This is a genomic window from Streptomyces sp. NPDC001843, from assembly GCF_042891955.1.
Taxonomy (GTDB): Bacteria; Actinomycetota; Actinomycetes; order Streptomycetales; family Streptomycetaceae; genus Streptomyces.
Genome location: NZ_JBIATQ010000012.1, coordinates 64,088 through 84,412, shown reverse-complemented (window position 1 = coordinate 84,412; position 20,325 = coordinate 64,088). Strand labels below are relative to the sequence as shown.

Here is a 20,325-nt window from a genome sequence, read left to right as displayed (position 1 = left end):
CGAAGGCGGCCAGGGGTCGCCGATGGGCCACTCACCAGGTGTGTTGTGTGCCAGTGCGCCTCCTGGGGTGCTGTTTCGGTCTTTGCTGATACGCTCGCCGCGTGTGCTCAGTTCACACTCAAGTCCGCGCCGCCGGGGGGTGCCTTGCGGCCGTCTTGAGGTGGCCGGGCGATTTGTCACCGAACGGGCCACAGGATGGCCCTCGGCACCAGTGGGGGTGGGGCGTGTGAGTCAGGAAGAGCGCGGGCCGGGCGGCGGTCCGCGGCCGGTCGGTTCCGTCTACCAGTACATCGACGGCCTGTACGTACGCGTGGACGATGTCGTGCCGTACGAACTGGCCGACGCCGACGACAGCCACGGGTACCGGGCGGGCGACGACCTGGTGCGCTGCACCCTGCACGTGAGCAACGGCACCGGGCGGCCCGTCGACATGGACGGCATCACCCTGCTGGTGCGCGGCGGGCCGTACGGCAAGACGGGCCGTCAGGTGCAGGACTACCGCAGTGACGTGCTCGACGACGAGCTGGAGGGCACCCTGCGTGCGGGACGCAGGGCCTCCGCGACGTGGGCGTACAGCATTCCGGCCGGTACCGCCGGCGATCTGGACATCGAGGTCCGCTTCCGGGGTGCGCACGACCGGGAGAGTGTCACCTTCACCACGGCCGCGGCCGCCGTGTCGGCCTCGCTCAGCACCGGCACCGGTACCGACACCGGCACCGTCACGGGCGCCGCGTCCGTGTTCCTGGACGGCAGCTCGGAGGCAGAGCCCGTGCGTGACCTCGGCGATCCCACCGACGGAACACTCGACGCCGTCCCGGCCCAGCCGACCGGCCCCTGGCGCACGGCCCCGCAGTCACCCGCACCGCAGCTCTCCGCCGACGAGCTCGACGCCGCACGCGTGCGGCAGATCTTCCGGTTCCTCGCCGAGGCGGAGGAGTCGAAGACGCGCCCCGTGCGCACGCTCGACGGCGCGGCCGGCACCGTGTGGTTCGACGAACTGCCGCACGACGGCGTCGAGGTGATGACCGACGGCGTGCTCGGCACCGACGAGCCGGCCTGGCTGACCGTCGCCCGCCCCGAACGCGAGGACGCGCCGCACCCCAAGCCTTTGCTCGCACCCTGGGTGGACGAGACCCGCATCCGCGACTTCACGCAGACCCACGCCCCGCACCTGCGCCGACGCGTCGAGCCGGAGTTTCCCGACTGGTCCCAGGGCATCCCGTTCGACAAGACCTACCACGAGCTGGATGAACACCCCCGGCGCGAGAAGATCGAGAAGCTGTACGCCGCCTGGCAACAGGAGTGGCTCACCTGGGCGGAGCGGCGCCGCGCGATCGACCCCGTGGTCAGGCTGTACGACCGGCTGCACAAGATGCACGAGGACGCCGCCAACCTCGGTGAGGCCTACGAACTCGTGCTCGGTCTCGGCCGGCTGACCTGGCAGACGACCTCCGGGCAACGGGTGGACCGGCACCTCGTCACCCACCGGGCCATCCTCCGTCTCGACCCGTCCACCGGCACGCTCACCGCAGCCCCGGACCCGGCCTGCGCGGGCCTGGAACTCGAAGAGGGCATGCTCGAAGGGGCCCAGCACGTGCCCGGTCCCGTGCGGGAGGAGATCGTCGAGGTACTGGAAGGCGCCTCGGACGTGACGGACCCCGAACACCTCGACGCCGTCCACACCGCGCTGCGCAGCTGGATCAACGCCGCGCACAGCGCAGGCGGTTACACACCGACCGTGGAGCGCGCCAAGCCGCGCGCCCTCGATGTGCCGCAGGTGGGACTCACCCCCGCACTCGTCCTGCGCGAGCGGAGCCGCCGCTCGACCATGGACGCCCTCAAGGCCATCGCCCGGCAGATCGACGCCGGCGTACCGCCCACCGAACTGCTCGGCTACATCGCAGGCCGGGACGGCGCGCTCACCGCGGCCGACCTCGCTGCGGCGGCGGAGGAAGGGACGGCGGACGACAGTGGCGAGATGTACTTCGCGCTGCCCGCCAACGAGGAACAGCGCACCATCGCCGAACGCCTGCGCGCCAACCGGCTCGTCGTCGTCCAGGGCCCGCCCGGCACCGGCAAGACGCACACCATCGCCAACCTGGTCACGGACCTGCTCGCCCAGGGCAAGCGGGTCCTCATCACCAGCCACACCCCGCGCGCCCTGCGTGTGCTGCGGGACAAGCTGCCGGAGTCTGTCCGCGACCTGTGTGTGAGCCGCACCGAGGACGGGGCCGCCGCCCAGCGGGAGCTGGAGGCTTCCGTGCACAGGATCCTCAGCGAGTACGCCGGATACGACGAGAAGGCCTCCCGGAAGCAGATCAAGACGCTCCAGTCACGCCTCGCCAAGGCCCGCGCCGCCCAGCAGGCCATGTTGCGTGACCTCGCCGTGCTGCGCGAGCAGGAGACCCACCGCTTCGAGGCGGAGATCGGCGACTACAGCGGCAGCCTCCAGGAGATCGCCGAGCGCCTCACGGCGGAGGCGGGGCGACACGACTGGCTCGGCCCGGTCCCGCAGGAACAGCCGGCGCTGACCGCCGACGAGACCCTGTGCCTGCTGCGCACCACCCGCGCGTACACCCCGCACCACCAGGCGCTGGCCGCCGAGGTGCCCGGACCCTCAGAACTGCCCGGCCCCGGTGACTTCGAAGAGGCCGTACGGGTCGTACGGTCGGCCGAGGAAGCGCACGCCGCCGCGCGCCTGGACCCCCTGTGCGCGGGGTACGACACGGCTGTGCAGAGCCTCGGCGAGGCCGGACAGCGGCGGCTGTCCTCGGCGCTCGACGCGTTCTCCGCGGCCCGCGCCCGAGCCGCGTCCCTCGCCTCCCCGGCCGGCGACTGGGCGACAGCGCTCCTGAAGCAGGTGACGGACGGCCAGGACTGGCAGGCACGCAGCCGCCGGGCAGCCGTCACCGAGACCCTGGCGGCCGTCGACGCCTCGCTCGCCACGTTGGGCACGGCCATGGTCAGTGGCCTGGAGCAGTACGACCCGGCCACGGCGGTTGCCCAGGCCACCGCTCTGCACGACGGGCTGGGCCAGGGCCAGAAGCTGCGCGGCCCCCTCGGCATGCGCTCGAAGCTGGCGAAAACGGTCGGCGCGTTCGTCGAGACGGTACGGGTCGACGGACGGACCGCGGAGGACACCGCGACGGCGGCCGTCGTCCTCGCCCGGGTACAGCTCGAACTGCGCCTGGCGCAGGTGGAGTCCGAGTGGGGCACTCCCGTCGCCGCCTGGCAGGGACACGGGTCCCGCCTCGCCCGGCTGCGGCAGGACGCGGAGGTGCTCGACGCGCTGCTCAACGTCGCCGCAGCCCGTACCGACGTCCTGACCGCCGCGGCCACCTCGCCGGCACTCGCGGTCGCCACCTGGCAGGACGCGTCCGTCGAGAACGCCGTACGCACTCTGCTGCGCGCCGCGACGACGCTGCGCGCAGCCGAACAGTCCCGCAAGGTCATCGCGGCCACCGAGGAACTGCTGCGGGGCTGGAGCGACCGGCCCGGTGTCGCACCCGCGGTCGTCCGTGCCCTCGACGCCGTGCGCGACCGTGACCCCGACGGCTACCGCACGTTCGGCGACGAGATGGCCGAGGTGCGCGAGGCCGCCCGGCTGCGGGCCGCACAGGACGCGGCGCTCGCCCGTGTCCGCGAAGCCTTTCCGGCCCTCGCCGAGCGGATCACCGGCACGCACGAGGACACCGCCTGGGACACCCGGCTGCCCTCTCTCACCGAGGCCTGGGCCTGGTCCGCGTGGCGCGAGCGCATGGAGCGGCTGACCGACCCCGAGGCCGAACGCGCCCTGCGCAAGCGGCTCACGGAGGCCGACGACGAAGCGCGCATCATGCTCGCGCGGCTCGCCGCCGCCCGCGCCTGGCACCGCTGCCTCGGCCTGCTCACCGGCGACCAGTCCCGTGCCCTCAGCGCCTACCAGCAGGCCGCCCGGCGCATCAAGGGCAAGTACCAGCACCGCTACCGGCGCGACGCGCAGGCCGCCCTGCGTAAGGCGCAGACGGCGGTGCCGGCCTGGATCATGCCGTTGCACCAGGTCGCCGAGACGGTTCCCATGGACCGGCCCGGCATGTTCGACGTCGTCATCGTCGACGAGGCCAGCCAGTCCGGCCTGGAGGCCATGCTGCTGAGCTGGCTCGCCGACCGTATGGTCGTCGTCGGCGACAGCAAGCAGGTCAGCCCGTCCAACGTCGGCCTCAAGCAGGACGAGTACTTCCACCTCAGGGACCGGCTGCTCACCGCGCTGGAGCCCGACGTGCGCAGCCTGTTCGGCCCCGATTCCAGCTTCTTCGACCTCACCGAAGCGCTCTCGGCGGGCCGCGGCACGCTGATGCTCAAGGAACACTTCCGGTGCATGCCGGAGATCATCTCCTTCTCCAACGACCTCTGCTACAACGGGGATCTGCTGCCCCTGCGGCAGTACGGCGCCGACCGGCTGCCCCCGGTCCGCACCGTGCACGTCGAGCACGGCGAAGCCGTCGGCGCGGGCTCCCGGCTGACCAACACCGCCGAGGCCGAGGCCCTCGTCGACGCGATCGTGCGCTGCTGCGCCGACCCTGCCTACGACGGCAAGACCATGGGAGTCATCAGCCTCCGTGCCGGCAAGGGACACCTGACGGAGCTGGAGAACCTGCTCGCCGAGCGTCTCGACTACGAGCAGCGCGAGGAGCGGCGCATCCGGGTCGGCGACGCCGAGGACTTCCAGGGCGACGAACGGCACGTCATGTTCGTCTCGTGCGTGAACTCGCCGTCCACCGCCGCCGGATCGGTACCGGGCGGCTTCAACGGCAAGACCTACGAGCAGCGGATCAACGTGGCGGCCTCCCGCGCCCAGGACCAGGTCTGGGTGTTCCACAGTGCGCGCGTGGAGCAGTTCCATGAGAACGATCTGCGCCGGAGGTGGCTCGACCACCTCACTCGACCCACGGAGGAGGACGCCGCCGCAATAGAGGGCGAGGTACTGTCCGACGTCAGGCACGAAGCGTTCGACAGTCTGTTCCAGCAGAAGGTGTACCTGGAACTGACGGGACGGGGCTACCGGGTCCGCCCCGGATACAAGGTGGGCCGCCACACCCTGGACCTGGTCGTCGAGGGCGGGACGCGCCGGCTCGCGGTCGCCTGCGACGGGGACGCCTTCGCCGACGGCGAGGACGCCTCCACCGCGGCGGCCAGACAGCGCGACCTGGAACGCGTCGACTGGACGTTCGTCCGGATCCGGGGCAGCCGGTTCCACCTCGACCGCCGACAGGCGCTGGCGCCGCTGTGGGCCGAGCTGGAACGCCTGGGCATCGTGCCGGTGCGGGAGGAGGCCGAGCCGCGCGGCGAACACAGTGAGGAAACGGGCGGTACGGAACCGGCTACCGAGACCGTCGCCGTCACTGACGCGGTGACCGTGCCGGCGCCGGCGGATCCGCGCGAGTCGCTGTGTGGTCCGGCCCTGACGACGCCGGCTCCGCCGAAGCCGCGTACGGAGCCTGCGGAGCACCGAGCCGTCACCGGATCCCCCAAGGGACCGGGCCGCCCGGCGGAGGCCGAGGCGGCACCGACCTCGCACGCCCGTGGCCCGCTTCCGGTCCCGGAGATCCCCGCCGCGGCCTTCCAACGGCTGGTGCACGAGGTGCAGCAGCTGCAGGCGGCCCTGGACGCTCCCCACGAGATCCCCGACGGGGCGGACGCGGCGCAGCTCGTCTTCCTCAGGAAGACGCACGCCGACCAGCGTGACCGGCGCGCGAAACGCCTCGCCTTCCTGCGGACGTTCCTCGACGCCGTCGGCGTCGGGCGGGAACCGGTCGTCCCGGACGTCGTGATCCCCGGTGCCTTGCTGGTCCTGGAGTTCGACGGCGAGGTCGACGAGGACACGCTGTACACCGTCGCCGAACTGCCCACCGAAGAGGCGGACATCGTCTCCCCGTCGTCTCCCCTCGGACATGCGCTGATGTGGCAGCCCGCCGGACGGGAGATCTCGTACGACGCGTCCCAGGGCAGGGCGCGCACGGTCGTCGTGCGGGAGATCCGGGTCTGAGAAGTCCGGCAGCCGGCCCTGTCACCCGTACCGCACGGTACGGGTGACAGGGCCCCTGCGCGTCTCAGCCGGCGACCGGGTCCAGCAGACGGCTCCGCTCACCGCTCCAGGAGATCGCCAGCGCGTCCCGCGCCCGCGTACAGGCCACGAAGAGCAGACAGTGCTCGGCCAGCAGATCAGAACGGTGCTGTACGGCGTCCTCGTCGGCCGGCGTCACCTGCGGAGCGAAGGGAAGCACGCTCGAGGTCACACCCACGACGGCCACGCAGCGGAATTCCAGTCCTTTCATCCCGTGCATCGTCGCCACGCGCACACCCGACACCTCGGGCCCCGGGTCGTCCTTGACCGCGACCGCCGGGACGCCCTCCCGGCGCAGACGTGCGATGACGGCGTCGACCAGCGTGTTGAACCGGGCACACACCGCCACTTCGGACGGCTTGACCCCGTCCTGGTCCACCCAGACCCGGATCTGCTCCACCAGCGTACGCAGCTCGTCGTCCTGACTGGCGTGGCCGCGGGCCACCGGAACGCGGCCGTGCAGCTCGGACCGGTAGCCCCGCAGCGAGTCGCGCCCGCCGTCATCGTCGTCGTCCTCACCGAGCCGGTGCACGGGCTGCCCCTCCAGCAGCGACGCCGACCAGCGCAGGATCTCCTCCGTGCTGCGGTAGTTGACGCGCAGCCGGGACGTGCGCCCCCGCACATTGATGCCCAACGAGCGGAGCGACACCCGGGAGTCGTAGATGCGCTGGTGCGGATCGCCGACGAGGAACAGGTCGTCGGCCTGCTCGGCGACGCAGGCGCGCAGCACCCGCCACTGGGCCGGGTGCAGGTCCTGTGCCTCGTCCACCACGACGTGACGGTAGCGCGGCCCCTTCTCGGCCAGGATCCGGGCGGCCTGGTCGCACAGCATGGTGTACGTCGCCGAGTCGCGCGCGGCCAGGTCCCCCGTGAACCGTTCCATGACCCGCCACAGCCGCGCCCGTTGCACCCGTCCGACCTGCGTGCCGCGCCCCCTGCGCACACATCGCAGGTACTCCTCGGGCGTCCGCAGCCCCTGAGCGAGGACGACGCCTCGGAACTCCTGGGCGAGGAAGCGCTCCGACCAGGGCAGGTCCTCGCGTGCGGCGGCACGGGTCCAGGCGCTCTTCTCGGCCGCCGCCGTCAACGGCTTCGGTGAGCTGCCCCGCGCCTCCCGTATGACCCGGGCGGCGAGCGAGTCCACCGTCGTGACGTCCACCCGGTCGAGCAGGTGGGCGTCGGCGTCGCCGAGCAGGAGGGCCAGGCTGTCGCGCAGCGTGGCCGCCATGGCGTTGGTGAAGGTGGTGAGCAGGATCCGGTCGCCTTCGCCTCCGCCACGCAGCAGATGCCGCACCCGGTGCAGCGCGACGACGGTCTTGCCGGTGCCGGGACCACCTGTCACCTGGGCCGGTCCGTTGAAGCCGGGATGGTAGGCGTACCGCCGCTGGGCGGGGTGCAGGAAGACGCGCCAGCGGGTGAAGTCCTCGGTGAGGATGCGCTCCAGCTCACCGGGGCCGGTGACCTCGACGATGCGGTCGGGCGTGTTGAGGATCGCCTCGCTGAGGGTGACGGCCGGCCGGTCCTCGGCCGTGCGGACCGTCTGCCCGCGCGGGGCGATCAGCTGCTCCCAGACGTCCTCGGGCGAGTAGTCGGCCGCCAGGTACTCCAGCACCTCGTACTGGTCGGCGGGCATCATGGGCGGCGCCATGACCGTCAGGTCGTCGGCCGTGACGCACACGCGCGCCAGCCGCAGCACCTGCTCGTCGATGCCCAGATCGCGCAGCACGGTGTCGGAGTGCCGGGCGAAGAGACGCGCCGGGGTCTCGACCGCCTTCGTCTCGAAGTAGGTCTCCATCTGTTCGAGGGCCTCGACATTGCGGACCTCCAGGCCGCCGGTGGCGCCGTTGACCGAGTAGGCGCGCTTGCAGGCCCAGTTGATCGCCTCGTCGTGCGGAGCGACCCGCAGCAGCGTGTACAGCTCGCTCCCGTCGTCCGGGGCGAGGAGAACTCCCCGGTAGAACCTGGTGATCCGGATCGTACGGATCCGGGGGTCGCGCGCCCTTTCGAGCTTCTCCAGGTGCATTCCCTTGCTGGCGTGCAGCTGCGGGACGGTCAGGCTCCGGAACATCTGGATGGCGTCGTTGACCTCCTTCTGGACCGGTCTCTGCAAGGAGATCAAATCCGCGACGAAGTCGTCGGAGAGGGCGAGACGGGGCATGGGCGTCCTCGGGTCGCGGGCGGGCGGTGGGCGAGCAACAGCCTAGAGACCGATCGGGATGCTGAGCGACGAAGCTCCCCATATTCGTTGTGTGAACTGAGTCAACGATCTATATTTCTGTTGCTGTCACCCCATCGCCGCACGACCGTGCTCCAACGGACCTGTCCGAAAGGACCCACCGCATGCCGGCCCAGCCTGCCCAGGCCGCTGTCCCCCACCCGCTCGACGAGGTCCCCCAGACGTTCCGCGCGGGGGACTCCTACGTGGTCCGGGACGCACTCGTCACCTACATCCGCCGGGATCTGCTGGGGCCCTGGGACGGGGAGACGGAAACCCTGCCGAGCGCCTCCTCCGGGCCACGCGACCGGTACCTCGTCGGGATGCTCGGCCCGCGACCCGAATCCGTCACCACGGACCGGATCGCCCGCGCGGCCGCCCAGAGCGCGGACGCGGAGTCGGGCGACGAGCAGGAAGGTGACGACAGTGACCTGCAGGACCGGCTGAGCCCACAGGCCGCCGGTCACATCTGGGCGTCGTCCATGGGACTCGCCTTCACCGTACCGGCCTCCGTCGGGACACTCAGCGCCACCGTCCGCTGGGGGCGCTACACGCAGTCGGAGGAAGCCACCGACCGGGGGACGACCCGCAGGGTCTGGTCGCGTGAGCCCGTCGAGCACCTGGTGGACATCGACGTGACCGGCGGGGCCGAGCGGACCGTCGAACTCGACGGCGAGGCCGTCGTCCTCGACGTACAGGTGCGCCGGCACACCACCCGTACGGGCGCCGAGGACCTGCGCATAGTCGAGCTGGCCCTGATCAACCGGCAGCCGGACAGCCGGGACGCACGCGACGCCCACTGGCTCTTCCAGACCGAGATCGACGTCACCGCTTTCCCCGACGACCAGGCCGCGGTCTTCCTGCCCGTCGACGATCCCCTCGACACGGCGAGCCACGGCAACGCGCCCGAGGACGCCGAGGAGCGGCGGCTGCGCCTGCTCTACCGGGACAGCCTCAGCCACGCCAAGGGCCGCAACGTCGCCGTCCACGCCCGCGTCCGCGACGGCGAACGCAACGCCCACCGCCTGAGCACCGTCTGGCTCCCCGAGTACGACGTGCGGGCCACCACCGCTCCGGCACTCGAGGAACAGGACCTGCTCCAGGGACTGGAGCTGGGCATGGACGAACTGGCCGCGCTCGCCGTGCCCGAGCGCCGGACCGAACTCAGCGCCGTCCTCGCTCCGCTGGCCGACGGGTACGGCAGCTGGCTGGAGCAGCAGCGCCGGGCCGCCCGCTCGCTCCCCGACGACCTGCGCGCATCCGCCGAGGTCGCCATCGAGCAGGCGCTCGAGGTCTGCGACCGCATCACCCTCGGCATCGACCGGCTCGTAGCCGACGACACGGCCCTGACGGCCTTCCGGTTCGCCAACCGGGCCATGGCCCTGCAGCGGCGCAACACCGCCGTCGCGGCCGCCCGCGCCGGTCGTGAGAACGACCCCCTCTCCTACCGGGAGGCGCAGGAGGAGATCCACGGCAAGGGCAAGGCGGCGGCCAGCTGGCGTCCGTTCCAGCTCGCCTTCGTCCTGCTGAACATCGCCTCCCTCACCCAGCCAGGACACCCGCATCGCGGCACCGGCCGCAAAGCCCTCGTCGACCTGCTGTTCTTCCCGACCGGCGGTGGCAAGACCGAGGCGTACCTGGGCCTCGCCGCCTACACCTTCGCGCTCCGGCGCCTGCAGGGCACGATCGGCTCGGGAGCCGAGGCCCGCAGCGGCGAGGCCGGGGTGGGCGTGCTCATGCGCTACACCCTGCGGCTGCTGACCGCCCAGCAGTTCCAGCGCGCCGCCGCCCTGGTGAGCGCCTGTGAGGTCCTGCGCCGCGAGGAGTTCACGCGGGACCGGCGCTGGGGCTCCACTCCGTTCCGCATCGGGCTCTGGGTGGGCACCTCCGTCTCGCCGAACTGGTTCGAGGAGGCGAAAGAGCAGATCGCCGAGGCCAAGGAGAGCGCCAGCGACAAGCACGCCCGCGTCCTGCAGGTGCTCACCTGCCCGTGGTGCGGCAGCGGACTGACCGCCCGCTCGAACATGGAGTACGACGAAGCACGCCGCCGGATCCTGCTGTACTGCCCGCGCGCCGAGGGGGAGGACCGCTGTCCCTTCTCTCGCCGAGAAGCGCTCGGCGAGGGCATCCCGGTACTCACCGTCGACGAAGAGATCTACCGGCTGGCGCCCTCGCTGCTGATCGCCACCGTCGACAAGTTCGCCCAGCTCCCCTGGAACGGCTACGCGGGCCTGCTGTTCGGCCGGGTCACCGAGCTCTGCCCCCGCCACGGCTACCGCCATGACGACCTGGACGCCAAGACCGGCTGCGGGGGCCGGCACAACGCCAGGGGCGACCTGCCCGGCGTCACCGCCCAGCCCGTCGCCCGCCTGCGGCCCCCGGACCTGATCATCCAGGACGAGCTGCATCTGATCTCCGGGGCGCTCGGCACCACCGTGGGCCTCTTCGAAGCCGCCGTCGACCAGTTGTGCACCTGGAGCTTCACCGACGCCCACGGACGGCGCCAGGAAACCGGCCCCAAGATCGTCGCCTCCACCGCGACCACCAAGCGGGCCGCCGACCAGGTGCGCGGTGTCTTCGGCCGCGAGGTCGCCGTCTTCCCGCCCCAGGTGCTGGACGTCGGCGACACGTTCTTCTCCCGGCAGGTGGAGCTCAGCCGGGAGAACCCCGGCCGCCGCTATCTCGGCGTGTGCGCCCACGGAACGCGACTGAAGGCCGCCGAAATCCGTGTCGCGGAGATCCTGCTGCTCGCGGGTCAGCAGCTCTTCGACGACTACGGCAGGCCGGCGGACCCATACATGACCCTCGTCGGCTACTTCAACGCGACCCGCGAACTCGCCGGCATGCGGCGGTACGTGGACGACGACATCACCACCCGGGTGCGGGCCAACGGCAGCCGCAAGGGTCAGGACACGCTGTCGGACCGCATCGTGAGCAGAGCGGGGACGCTCAGCATCCAGGAGCTGACCTCACGCATCTCATCGGCCGACATCGGCGCGGCCCTCAAGCGACTGGAGATCGAGTTCGACCCCGAGCGTGACACCTCGGTACGACGACGAGCCTTCCTTCGTGAGTACGCGGCAGCCGTGAAGGAGAGGCGAGAGCCACGTGCCTCCATGACCCCGACCGTCCGGCAGGCCGTCGACGTGGTCCTCGCCACCTCCATGCTGCAGGTCGGCGTCGACGTCTCCCGCTTCGGCCTGATGCTGGTCGTCGGCCAGCCCAAGAACACCGCCGAGTACATCCAGGCGTCCTCCCGGGTCGGCCGTGACGCCAGGCGTCCCGGTCTGGTGGTGACCCTCTACAACTGGTCGCGCCCCCGCGACCTCGCGCACTACGAGGACTTCGAGCACTACCACGCGACGTTCTACCGCCAGGTGGAGGCGCTCTCCGTCACCCCGTACACCCGCCGCGCCCTCGACCGGGGCGTCGCCGCCACCTACGTCGCCGCGCTCCGGCACGCGACGTACGACACCTCCCGAAACCTCGACGCCCACCACGTCGACCTCGACGGCCCGCTCGCCCAGGACGTCGAACGGCGGTTCCTGGAACGGGCGGAGCGAGTGGGAGGTGACCGGCCCCGCCAGTACCTGAGCGAACGCCTTGACCGACTGAAGGACGAATGGCGCCGCAAGCGGGACGAGAGCAGCTCGGCGCTCGGCTACCGCAAGGAGAAGCACAAGACGACCGTCGTGAACGGACTGCTGAGGCGGGCGGACGGATCCCGGTGGACCGAGCTGACCGTCGGCATGTCGATGCGTGAGACGGAGAACGAGATCAACCTGCTCCTGCCCGGCGGCGGGGCGTTCCTGGAAGAGCCCTCGGGCAGCGGTCCCGACTGGAACTTCGGCACGCCCGCGACCGACTCCGAAACCGACCCGGACACGGCGACCACCGTGGACAGCGACGAGTACGGGCCCGTCACGGCCGACACGGTCAGAAAGGCACAGCGATGAGCACCCATGGCAGCAACCGCAGGGTCGGTGCCGTACGGCCGAGCCACCTCATGTTCACCGCCGGTGTCGGCGCACTGGTCGACCTGCCCAACTTCTCGGTCCTCATCCGGGGAATCGACTCCTGGAGCCACTCCGGCGTCACCGACTACGACATCGACGAGCCCCGGCTCCGCGCCGCCGTCAACCGCTCCCTGCAGCGCTACGGCCGCGGACAGGTCGAGCAACTGCGTGCCGCTCCCTGGCTCGAGGGCGCCGACGCGGACCCGAAGGGCTGGGCGGCCCAGGGCGTCGGCGTGCCCGTCACGCCCTTCCCGCAATGGCTGCGCTGCACCGCGTGCAACGTGCTGGCCGCCATCGACTCCGGTGAGTTCGCCTTCGTCAACTCAAATCCACGGACACCGCACGAGGCGAAGTTCGTGCACGACTGCAAGCGGGGCAAGCCGCTCGCCGTGGCCGCCCGCTTCACCCTCGTCTGCACGGCCGGCCATCTCGACGAGTTCCCGTACACCGCGTACGTCCACCACGGCCAGGCCTGCGGCAAAACACCGCGCCCGAAGCTGCGGATGAAGGACCACGGCGGCAACCAGGCCGCCAACGTCACCATCGAGTGCGTCGCCTGCGGCGTGAAGCGCAACATCCGGGAGGCCATGGGCGAACGGGGCCGCCGCAACCTGCCCTCGTGCCGCGGACGGCACCCGCATCTCGGGACCTACGAGCCGAACGGCTGCGCGCAGGAGCCGGTCCTGATGGTGGCGGGCGCCTCCAACCAGTGGTTCCCACTCACCCTGAGCGCGCTGGCCCTGCCGAAGGCACCGGGGGGAGACATCGACAAGCTGCTCGACGACCACTGGCCGGACCTGGAACTCATCGAGGACCGGGGGCAGTTCGACTTCATGGCGCGTATGCCGAAGTTCACCTTCCTGAAGGAGTTCGACGCCGACGCGGTGGTCGCGTCGATCACGGCGCGCAAGCAGGGGACGGCCGGACCGGCTCCCTCGGCGCCCGACATCCAGGCCGACCTCTTCGGACCGGAATGGGACGCGCTCTCCGGGCCCGTCCCCGCCCCCAGCGACGACTTCGCTCTGCGGCAGGTCCCGGTGCCGGCCCGGCTGAGCGAGTTCTTCGCCGACGTGAGGCAGGTCGAGCGGCTGCGCGAGGCACGGGCGCTGATCGGGTTCACCCGGCTCGACGCGCCAGACCCGGAGTCCCCGGAGATCGCCACACGCGTCGAACTGTCGCGAGGGGCCCGCAACTGGGTGCCGGCGAGTGAGGTGCGCGGCGAGGGCGTCTTCCTGCGGGTGCGGGACGGCCTGATGGCCGAGTGGGCTGTCCGTATGGAGAAGTCCCCGCAGATGGAGGCGCACAGAGAGGCGTACGCGCGGTTCCGCGCCAACCGGAGGTCGGACCGCAAGACAAGTGACTTCGATCCCTATTCCGGCTGGCCCGGAGCCCGCTACATCGCCCTGCACACCCTCTCCCACCTGCTGATCCGCACCATCGCTCTGGAATGCGGCTACAACTCCGCCTCACTCGCCGAACGGATCTACGCGGGAGACGAACAGAATCCGAGGACGGGCATCCTCATCTACACCGCCGTCCCCGACTCCGAGGGGACCCTGGGCGGTCTGGTCTCCCTCGCCGAGGAGCGCGAGTTCGACCGGATCGTGCGCCGGGCCCTGGCCGATGCCGGCCACTGCTCGGCCGACCCGCTCTGCGCGGAGCGCCTGCCGAACGACCCGGCCGACTTCCTGCACGGAGCCGCGTGCCACGTCTGCCTGTTCGTGTCGGAGACGACGTGCGAGCGCGGCAACCGGTTCCTGGACCGGCGTTTCCTCGTCCCGCTGGCCGGGGACAAGGAACCGGTGCTGACTCCGGTCGGTCTGCTGCCGTGAGCCGCCCCGCGTTCGAGGCCGCGGCCGAGGCCGCCGTCGCGGCCCTCGGTCTCTCCCGCAGCAAGGACCTCGTCGGACTGCTCGTCCGGGGACGCTCCAGGGAACGGATACTGACCGAACTGGCGACACCGGGAGTCGGCGAGGCCGTCGCCCGGCTCTGTGACGTCATGGAGTCGGAGTCCGTGCCGTCGGCCGAGGCGGCTGCCTACCTGCGCGGCTACGTCGCCGCCCGGCGGCTGGCCCGGGACACGGTCGGTGTCCGTACGGTGTGGAGTGGTCCCCCGACGCCCGGTGTACCCGCCCGCGCCACCGCTCAGGTGCTCATCGAAGTCATAGGCGGGGCCCAGCACGAACTGCTGGCCATGACGTACGCGGCTCGTCCGTACCCCGCCCTGACCCGGGCCCTGACCGAGGCCGCGGAAAGGGGTGTGCAGACGCACGTCGTGGTCGAGACCCTGGCCGGCGCCGGCGGACTCCTCTCGGGGAAGGAGCCCGCCGACGCGTTCGCATCGGTGCCCGGACTGCGACTGTGGGCCTGGGCCCGGGATCCGGCCCGGCAGGCCCGCTCACGCCAGCACGCCAAGCTCGCGGTCGCCGATCGCCGCACTCTCTTCCTGGGCAGCGCCAATCTGACCGAGTCCGCGGCCAGGCGCAACATCGAAGCCGGCGTGCTGGTGAGCGGCGGCGACGCGCCCCGACGAGCAGCGGAACACATCGTGGAGTTGCAACGCCTGGGCGTACTGAGGCCTTTTCGGCCGTGAACGGGCGAGCACCGCCACCTCCGCAGAAGGTCCGCGTGGGAGGCAGGCTGCCGACGTGCGTGCGGAATCGTGTGGGCCGTCGCCGCACGCATGAACGCAGGGCATGGATCGTACGGCGGGCGTCGCGCCCGAGCGGCTCGGCGCTGGACGGTGCGGCGTGACGGTGCGTTGCGACCGCCGGGCGTTGTCGGCGTGTCGGACGGGCGGGGCAGGCGCGTGACGACGGTCGGCACTTCCCGCGGCGGGGACCTTTGCGGCCGACCGCCGAATTCCGGCCCGGAGCACGGCGCGGGGCTTTCTTGGTGAGGTCTTGGCCTGGCGTACGGTCGCCGGTCACATGACAGCCACCGCACCCTTCCCAGACGTTTGGTGCTCTTGGAACACTCGCACCGCGCTTCGTCCGTCACGTTCCGGACATCCCGTACGCCAGGATGAGAGGTCCCTCAGCCATGCCCGAAGTCAACCGGCGTCGATTCCTCCAACTCGCGGGCGTCACCTCGGCGTTCACCGCACTGTCCAACAGCATCGAGCGCGCCGCCGCGCTGCCCGCCAACCATCGCACCGGGTCGATCGAGGATGTCGAGCACATCGTCGTCCTGATGCAGGAGAACCGTTCCTTCGATCACTACTTCGGCTCACTCAGAGGTGTCCGCGGGTTCGGTGACCCGCGTCCGGTGGTCACCCGCCAGGACGGGAAGCCGGTGTGGTACCAGTCGGACGGCACGAAGGACCTGCTGCCCTTCCACCCCGACGCCGACGACCTCGGGCTCGCGTTCATCCAGGACCTTCCGCACGGCTGGAACGACGGACACGCCGCCTTCGACCAGGGCAAGTACGACAAGTGGGTGCCGTCCAAGGGCTCCACGACCATGGCGTACCTGACGCGTGAGGACATTCCCTTCCACTACGCGCTCGCCGACTCGTTCACCGTCTGCGACGCGTACCACTGCTCGTTCATCGGCTCGACCGACCCGAACCGCTACTACATGTGGACGGGTTACACCGGCAACGACGGAAAGGGCGGCGGCCCGGTCCTCGGCAACGACGAGGTGGGCTACAGCTGGACCACCTACCCCGAGCGCCTGGAGAAGGCCGGGATCTCGTGGAAGATCTACCAGGACGTCGGCGACGGCCTCGACGCGAGCGGCTCCTGGGGCTGGATCCAGGACGCCTACCGCGGCAACTACGGTGACAACTCGCTGCTCTACTTCAAGCAGTACCAGGACGCGAAGCCCGGCGACCCGCTGTACGACAAGGCCCGCACCGGCACCGACGCCCGCAAGGGCGAGGGCTTCTTCGACCAGCTGAAGGCCGACGTCAAGGGCGGCAAGCTGCCGCAGATCTCCTGGATCGTGGCCCCCGAAGCCTTCACGGAGCACCCCAACTGGCCCGCGAACTACGGTGCCTGGTACGTCGCCCAGGTCCTGGACGCTCTCACGGCGGACCCGAAGGTGTGGGCGAAGACGGCCCTGTTCATCACCTACGACGAGAACGACGGCTTCTTCGACCACCTGGTCCCGCCCTTCCCGCCGGCCTCCGCCGCGCAGGGCGGCTCGACGGTCGACGTCGGACCCGACCTGTTCAAGGGCGACGGCAGTCATGTCGCCGGGCCCTACGGGCTGGGGCAGCGGGTGCCGATGCTCGTCGTCTCCCCGTGGAGCAAGGGCGGCTACGTCTGCTCGGAGACGCTGGACCACACCTCGATCATCCGGTTCATGGAGCGCCGCTTCGGTGTGCACGAGCCGAACATCTCGCCCTGGCGGCGCGCCATCTGCGGCGACCTGACCTCGGCGTTCGACTTCTCCCGCACGGACACCCGGCCGGCCGCCCTGCCGGACACCGACGGCTACCGGCCCCCGGACCACGACCGCCACCCCGACTACGTGCCGACCCCTCCCGCGAGCCCGGAGCTGCCCAAGCAGGAGCGCGGGCACCGGGTCACCCGACCGCTCAAGTACGCACCGTTGGTGGACGGTTCGGCGGACGCGGCGACCGGCAGGCTCACGCTCACCTTCGCCTCCGGAGCCCACGCGGGCGCCGCCTTCCTCGTCACCTCCGGCAATCGCGCCGACGGCCCCTGGAGCTACACCACCGAGGCCGGCAAGTCGGTCTCCGGCACCTGGGACGCGGCGCAGTCCGGCGGCACCCACGACCTGACCGTGCACGGTCCGAACGGTTTCCTGCGCGTCTTCAAGGGCCGCGGCAAGACGGCCGGTCCCGAGGTCACGGCCCGGCACACCGGCGACGACGTCGAGCTCACCTTCACCAACCGGGGCACCGGCACCGCCCGGTTGAAGCTGGCCGACGGCTACGGCGGACGGCCGAGGACGGTGACTGTGCGGCCCGGGGCGCACGTCCGGCTCACCGTGGACCTCTCGGCGAGTCGCCGTTGGTACGACCTCACCGTCACGTCCGACACCGATCCGGCGTTTCTGCGACGGTTCGCCGGACATGTCGAGAACGGGCGTCCCGGTGTCAGCGACCCGGCGATCGTCACGGAGTAAACGGACGATGAATACCGCATCGTGGGGACTGGTCAGGTACCGGTCAGCTCAGGGTAGTGTGCCCCGGTGACCACGCAATCGAACACTCCTGCAGGTTGGTACCCCGATCCGCACGGTGCGCCCCAGACGCTCCGTTACTGGGACGGCGCGCAGTGGACCGACCACACCAACCCGGACCAGGGCGCCCAGCAGGCCGCCCCGCAGGCGGCCGCGTTCCCGCAGCAGCCGGCCGGTGACGCCAAGGTGCAGCGGCAGGTGCAGCAGCAGGCCGGAGTCGCCGCCGGAGGCCCCGGCGGCGGCACGCTGTTCACCGAGCCGGTGCTGGTGGTGAACCAGAAGGCCAAGCTGATCGAGGTGACCAACGAGTACAAGGTCATGGATCAGAACGGCCGGGAGATCGGCTCGGTCGTCCAGGTCGGTCAGAGCTTCATCAAGAAGATCGTCCGCCTCCTCTCCAGCCTCGACCAGTTCATGACGCACAAGCTGGAGATCCGCGACGCCTACGGCCAGCCGCAGCTGCTGCTGACCCGGCCGGGGAAGATCTTCAAGTCCCGGGTGATCGTGGAGCGCCCGGACGGCTCACCGGTGGGCGAGATCGTCCAGCAGAACATGATCGGGAAGATCAACTTCGCGATGAACGCCGGCGGCCAGAAAGTCGGTGCCATCAAGGCGGAGAACTGGCGGGCGTGGAACTTCGCCATCGTCGACCACGCGGACAACGAGGTCGCCCGGATCACCAAGACCTGGGAAGGCCTCGCCAAGACGCTGTTCACGACGGCGGACAACTACGTCCTGCAGATCCACTACCAGCTGCCCGAGCCGCTGCTGAGCCTCGTGGTGGCGACGGCCCTGACCGTCGACACGGCGCTGAAGCAGGACTCGCGCGGACTGGGGTGACCGCGGTCTCCTGTATGCGATCACGTATGCAGGAGACGGTCGACGGCGAGCAGGCAACGGCGGCCGGTGTGTACGGAATCCCGTACGCACCGGCCGCCGCCTTCGTGTCCGAGGCCCTACAGCGGAGTGAGGCGTCCTGAGCGCGACCGACGAGGCACCAGCGCCGGCTCCAGCGACGCCGTTCCCGGCTCCAGCGCCAGAACGGCCGCTACGGGGTGCTCTTCCGCCGTCCCGAGGGCGGATTCAGACGCCGGTGTCACCCGGGTCAGCAGCACCACACCCCAGGACGCCAGCCCCGCCCCGGCCAGGGCGAGCAGGACACCGGCCACACCGCCCCGCAGTCCCTGGCCGAGCAGGCTGATCCCGATCACCGCGGCCGCGACCGGGTTGGCCAGGGTCACCACTGCCAGCGGGGCGCCCAGGCCGCCTCGGTAGGCCGTCTGCGACAGCAGCAGCCCGCCCGTGGCGAACGCGGCGACGAGCAGCGCGACCACGACCACCCCGATGCCGAGCCCGGCCCCGGAGTGACCGGTCGCCGCCACCGTCACCGTCTGGGTGAGCGCCGACGCCACGCCCGAGGCGGCACCGGACGCCGTCGCGTGCCGCAGTCCCGGCCGGGCGCCGGGCCGGGCCAGCACGCCGATAAGCGACGCCGTCGCACCGGCGACCGCGAGCGCCTGAGCAAGGCTCAGCGCCCGCTCGGGCGCCGGACCCGACGCGGTGACCAATAGAGCGGCGAGCCCCAGCAGCGTGAGCGCGGTGCCGCGCCACTCGACCGGGCTGACCCTTCGCCCGGCGGCCCGCGCCCCCATCGGCACGGCCGCCACCAGAGTGAGCGCCCCGAGCGGCTGGACCGCTGTCAGCGGACCGTACTTGAGGGCCACGACGTGCAGCAGCGCCGCGCCCGCGTTCAGTCCGACCGCCGACCACCACGCACCGCTGCCGAGCAGCCGCAGCAGGCCCACGCCCAGGTCGCGCGAGGCGAGGCGTTCCTGGGCGACGGCGGCCGCGGCGTAGGCGACGGCCGAGACGAGTGACAGGGCGACGGCGACGAGATCCGCGTTCATCGGCCCGCTCCGACCAGGACCGGCTGCTCGGGGGAGACGAGCCTCCGCCGGCCGCGTCGGGGCCCGCTCGCCGTACTCTCCGTGCGATGCGGCGGATGGATCAGGGCGAGCGCCACGCCGAGCATGGCCGTCGCGACGATCGCGTCGAGCCAGTAGTGGTTCGCCGTACCGACGATCACCAGCAGGGTCACGAGGGGGTGCAGCAGCCACAGCAGGCGCCAGCGGGAGCGGGTCGCGACGGTCAGGCCGATCGCCACCATCAGGGCCCAGCCGAAGTGCAGCGACGGCATCGCGGCGTACTGGTTGGAGAGGTGGTCGGTCTGCGGTGGACCGTATACAGAAGGTCCGTACACGCGCGCGGTGTCGACCAGCCCCGTGCCGGCCAGCATGCGCGGCGGGGCGAGCGGGAACGTGAAGGGCAGCACCAGGGCGGCGGCCGTGACCGCGGCGAGGACCCGGCGGGCCCAGACGTAGTGCGCGGGCCGCCGCAGGTACAGCCAGACCAGGAAGGCGGCGGTGGCCGGGAAGTGGACGGTCGCGTAGTAGGTGTTCGCCAGATGGACCAGGGTGTCGCCGTGCAGCAGTGCGGACTGCACGGCGCCCTCGCCCGGAAGGTGCACCGCCCGTTCCAGGTCCCATACGCGGCGGGCGTTGCGCAGGGCCTCACCGGTGTGACCGGTGGCCAGCTGCCGACCGAGCTTGTAGACGAGGAAGAGCCCCGCGACGAGCAGGAGCTCACGGACGAGCGGCGGTCGCGCTATCGCGCCGGACTCCGCTTCTGCAGGCTCGGTACGGGCATCCATCCCCCGGCCCCTTCACTGACGGTGTTGCTGACTCATCGATACGATTCCGTACCGATACGCCAGTGTACCGATACGTTCGCGTACCGGTACACTGGCGTATCGATTGACATAGGACACACTGGAGACG

9 protein-coding genes are annotated in these 20,325 nt (G+C 71.1%); 6 read left to right on the top strand and 3 right to left on the bottom strand.

All coding sequences use genetic code 11. The annotated features are described in order from the left end of the window. Positions 1–226: 226 nt before the first annotated feature. A complete protein-coding gene (locus ACFYZQ_RS28060; protein ID WP_389153294.1) occupies positions 227–6,025 on the top strand; it encodes an AAA domain-containing protein in 5,799 nt (1,932 codons plus the stop codon). A 64-nt stretch (positions 6,026–6,089) separates the two neighbouring features. On the opposite strand, the gene ACFYZQ_RS28055 is transcribed toward ACFYZQ_RS28060, so the two are convergent. Next, complete coding sequence (locus tag ACFYZQ_RS28055) at positions 6,090–8,261, bottom strand: UvrD-helicase domain-containing protein (RefSeq protein ID WP_389153291.1); 2,172 nt, start codon at positions 8,259–8,261, stop codon at positions 6,090–6,092. A 182-nt stretch (positions 8,262–8,443) separates the two neighbouring features. Between ACFYZQ_RS28055 and drmA the strand changes: the two genes are divergently transcribed. The 5 genes from drmA to ACFYZQ_RS28030 all read left to right on the top strand — a co-directional run bounded on the left by drmA (position 8,444) and on the right by ACFYZQ_RS28030 (position 18,328). Next, positions 8,444–12,274, top strand: a complete 3,831-nt coding sequence (gene drmA / locus ACFYZQ_RS28050) for a DISARM system helicase DrmA (RefSeq protein ID WP_389153288.1) — start codon at positions 8,444–8,446, stop codon at positions 12,272–12,274. Continuing rightward, a complete protein-coding gene (gene drmB, locus ACFYZQ_RS28045) occupies positions 12,271–14,166 on the top strand; it encodes a DrmB family protein (protein ID WP_389153285.1) in 1,896 nt (631 codons plus the stop codon). Before drmA ends, drmB begins: the two co-directional genes overlap by 4 nt. After that, positions 14,163–14,927, top strand: coding sequence for a DISARM system phospholipase D-like protein DrmC (gene drmC, locus ACFYZQ_RS28040; RefSeq protein WP_389153282.1), 765 nt, complete (start codon positions 14,163–14,165; stop codon positions 14,925–14,927). Before drmB ends, drmC begins: the two co-directional genes overlap by 4 nt. Before the next feature lie 449 nt (positions 14,928–15,376). Next, on the top strand, positions 15,377–17,431 hold the full coding sequence (locus ACFYZQ_RS28035; RefSeq protein WP_389153280.1) for a phosphocholine-specific phospholipase C: 2,055 nt from the start codon (positions 15,377–15,379) through the stop codon (positions 17,429–17,431). 66 nt (positions 17,432–17,497) lie between these two features. After that, positions 17,498–18,328, top strand: a complete 831-nt coding sequence (locus ACFYZQ_RS28030; RefSeq protein WP_389153277.1) for a phospholipid scramblase-related protein — start codon at positions 17,498–17,500, stop codon at positions 18,326–18,328. A 116-nt stretch (positions 18,329–18,444) separates the two neighbouring features. On the opposite strand, the gene ACFYZQ_RS28025 is transcribed toward ACFYZQ_RS28030, so the two are convergent. Beyond that, entirely contained in the window at positions 18,445–19,395 is a 951-nt protein-coding gene (locus tag ACFYZQ_RS28025) for a hypothetical protein (RefSeq protein ID WP_389153274.1), read from the bottom strand. After that, on the bottom strand, positions 19,392–20,198 hold the full coding sequence (locus tag ACFYZQ_RS28020; protein ID WP_389153271.1) for a phosphatase PAP2 family protein: 807 nt from the start codon (positions 20,196–20,198) through the stop codon (positions 19,392–19,394). Before ACFYZQ_RS28020 ends, ACFYZQ_RS28025 begins: the two co-directional genes overlap by 4 nt. Between the last annotated feature and the right edge of the window lie 127 nt (positions 20,199–20,325).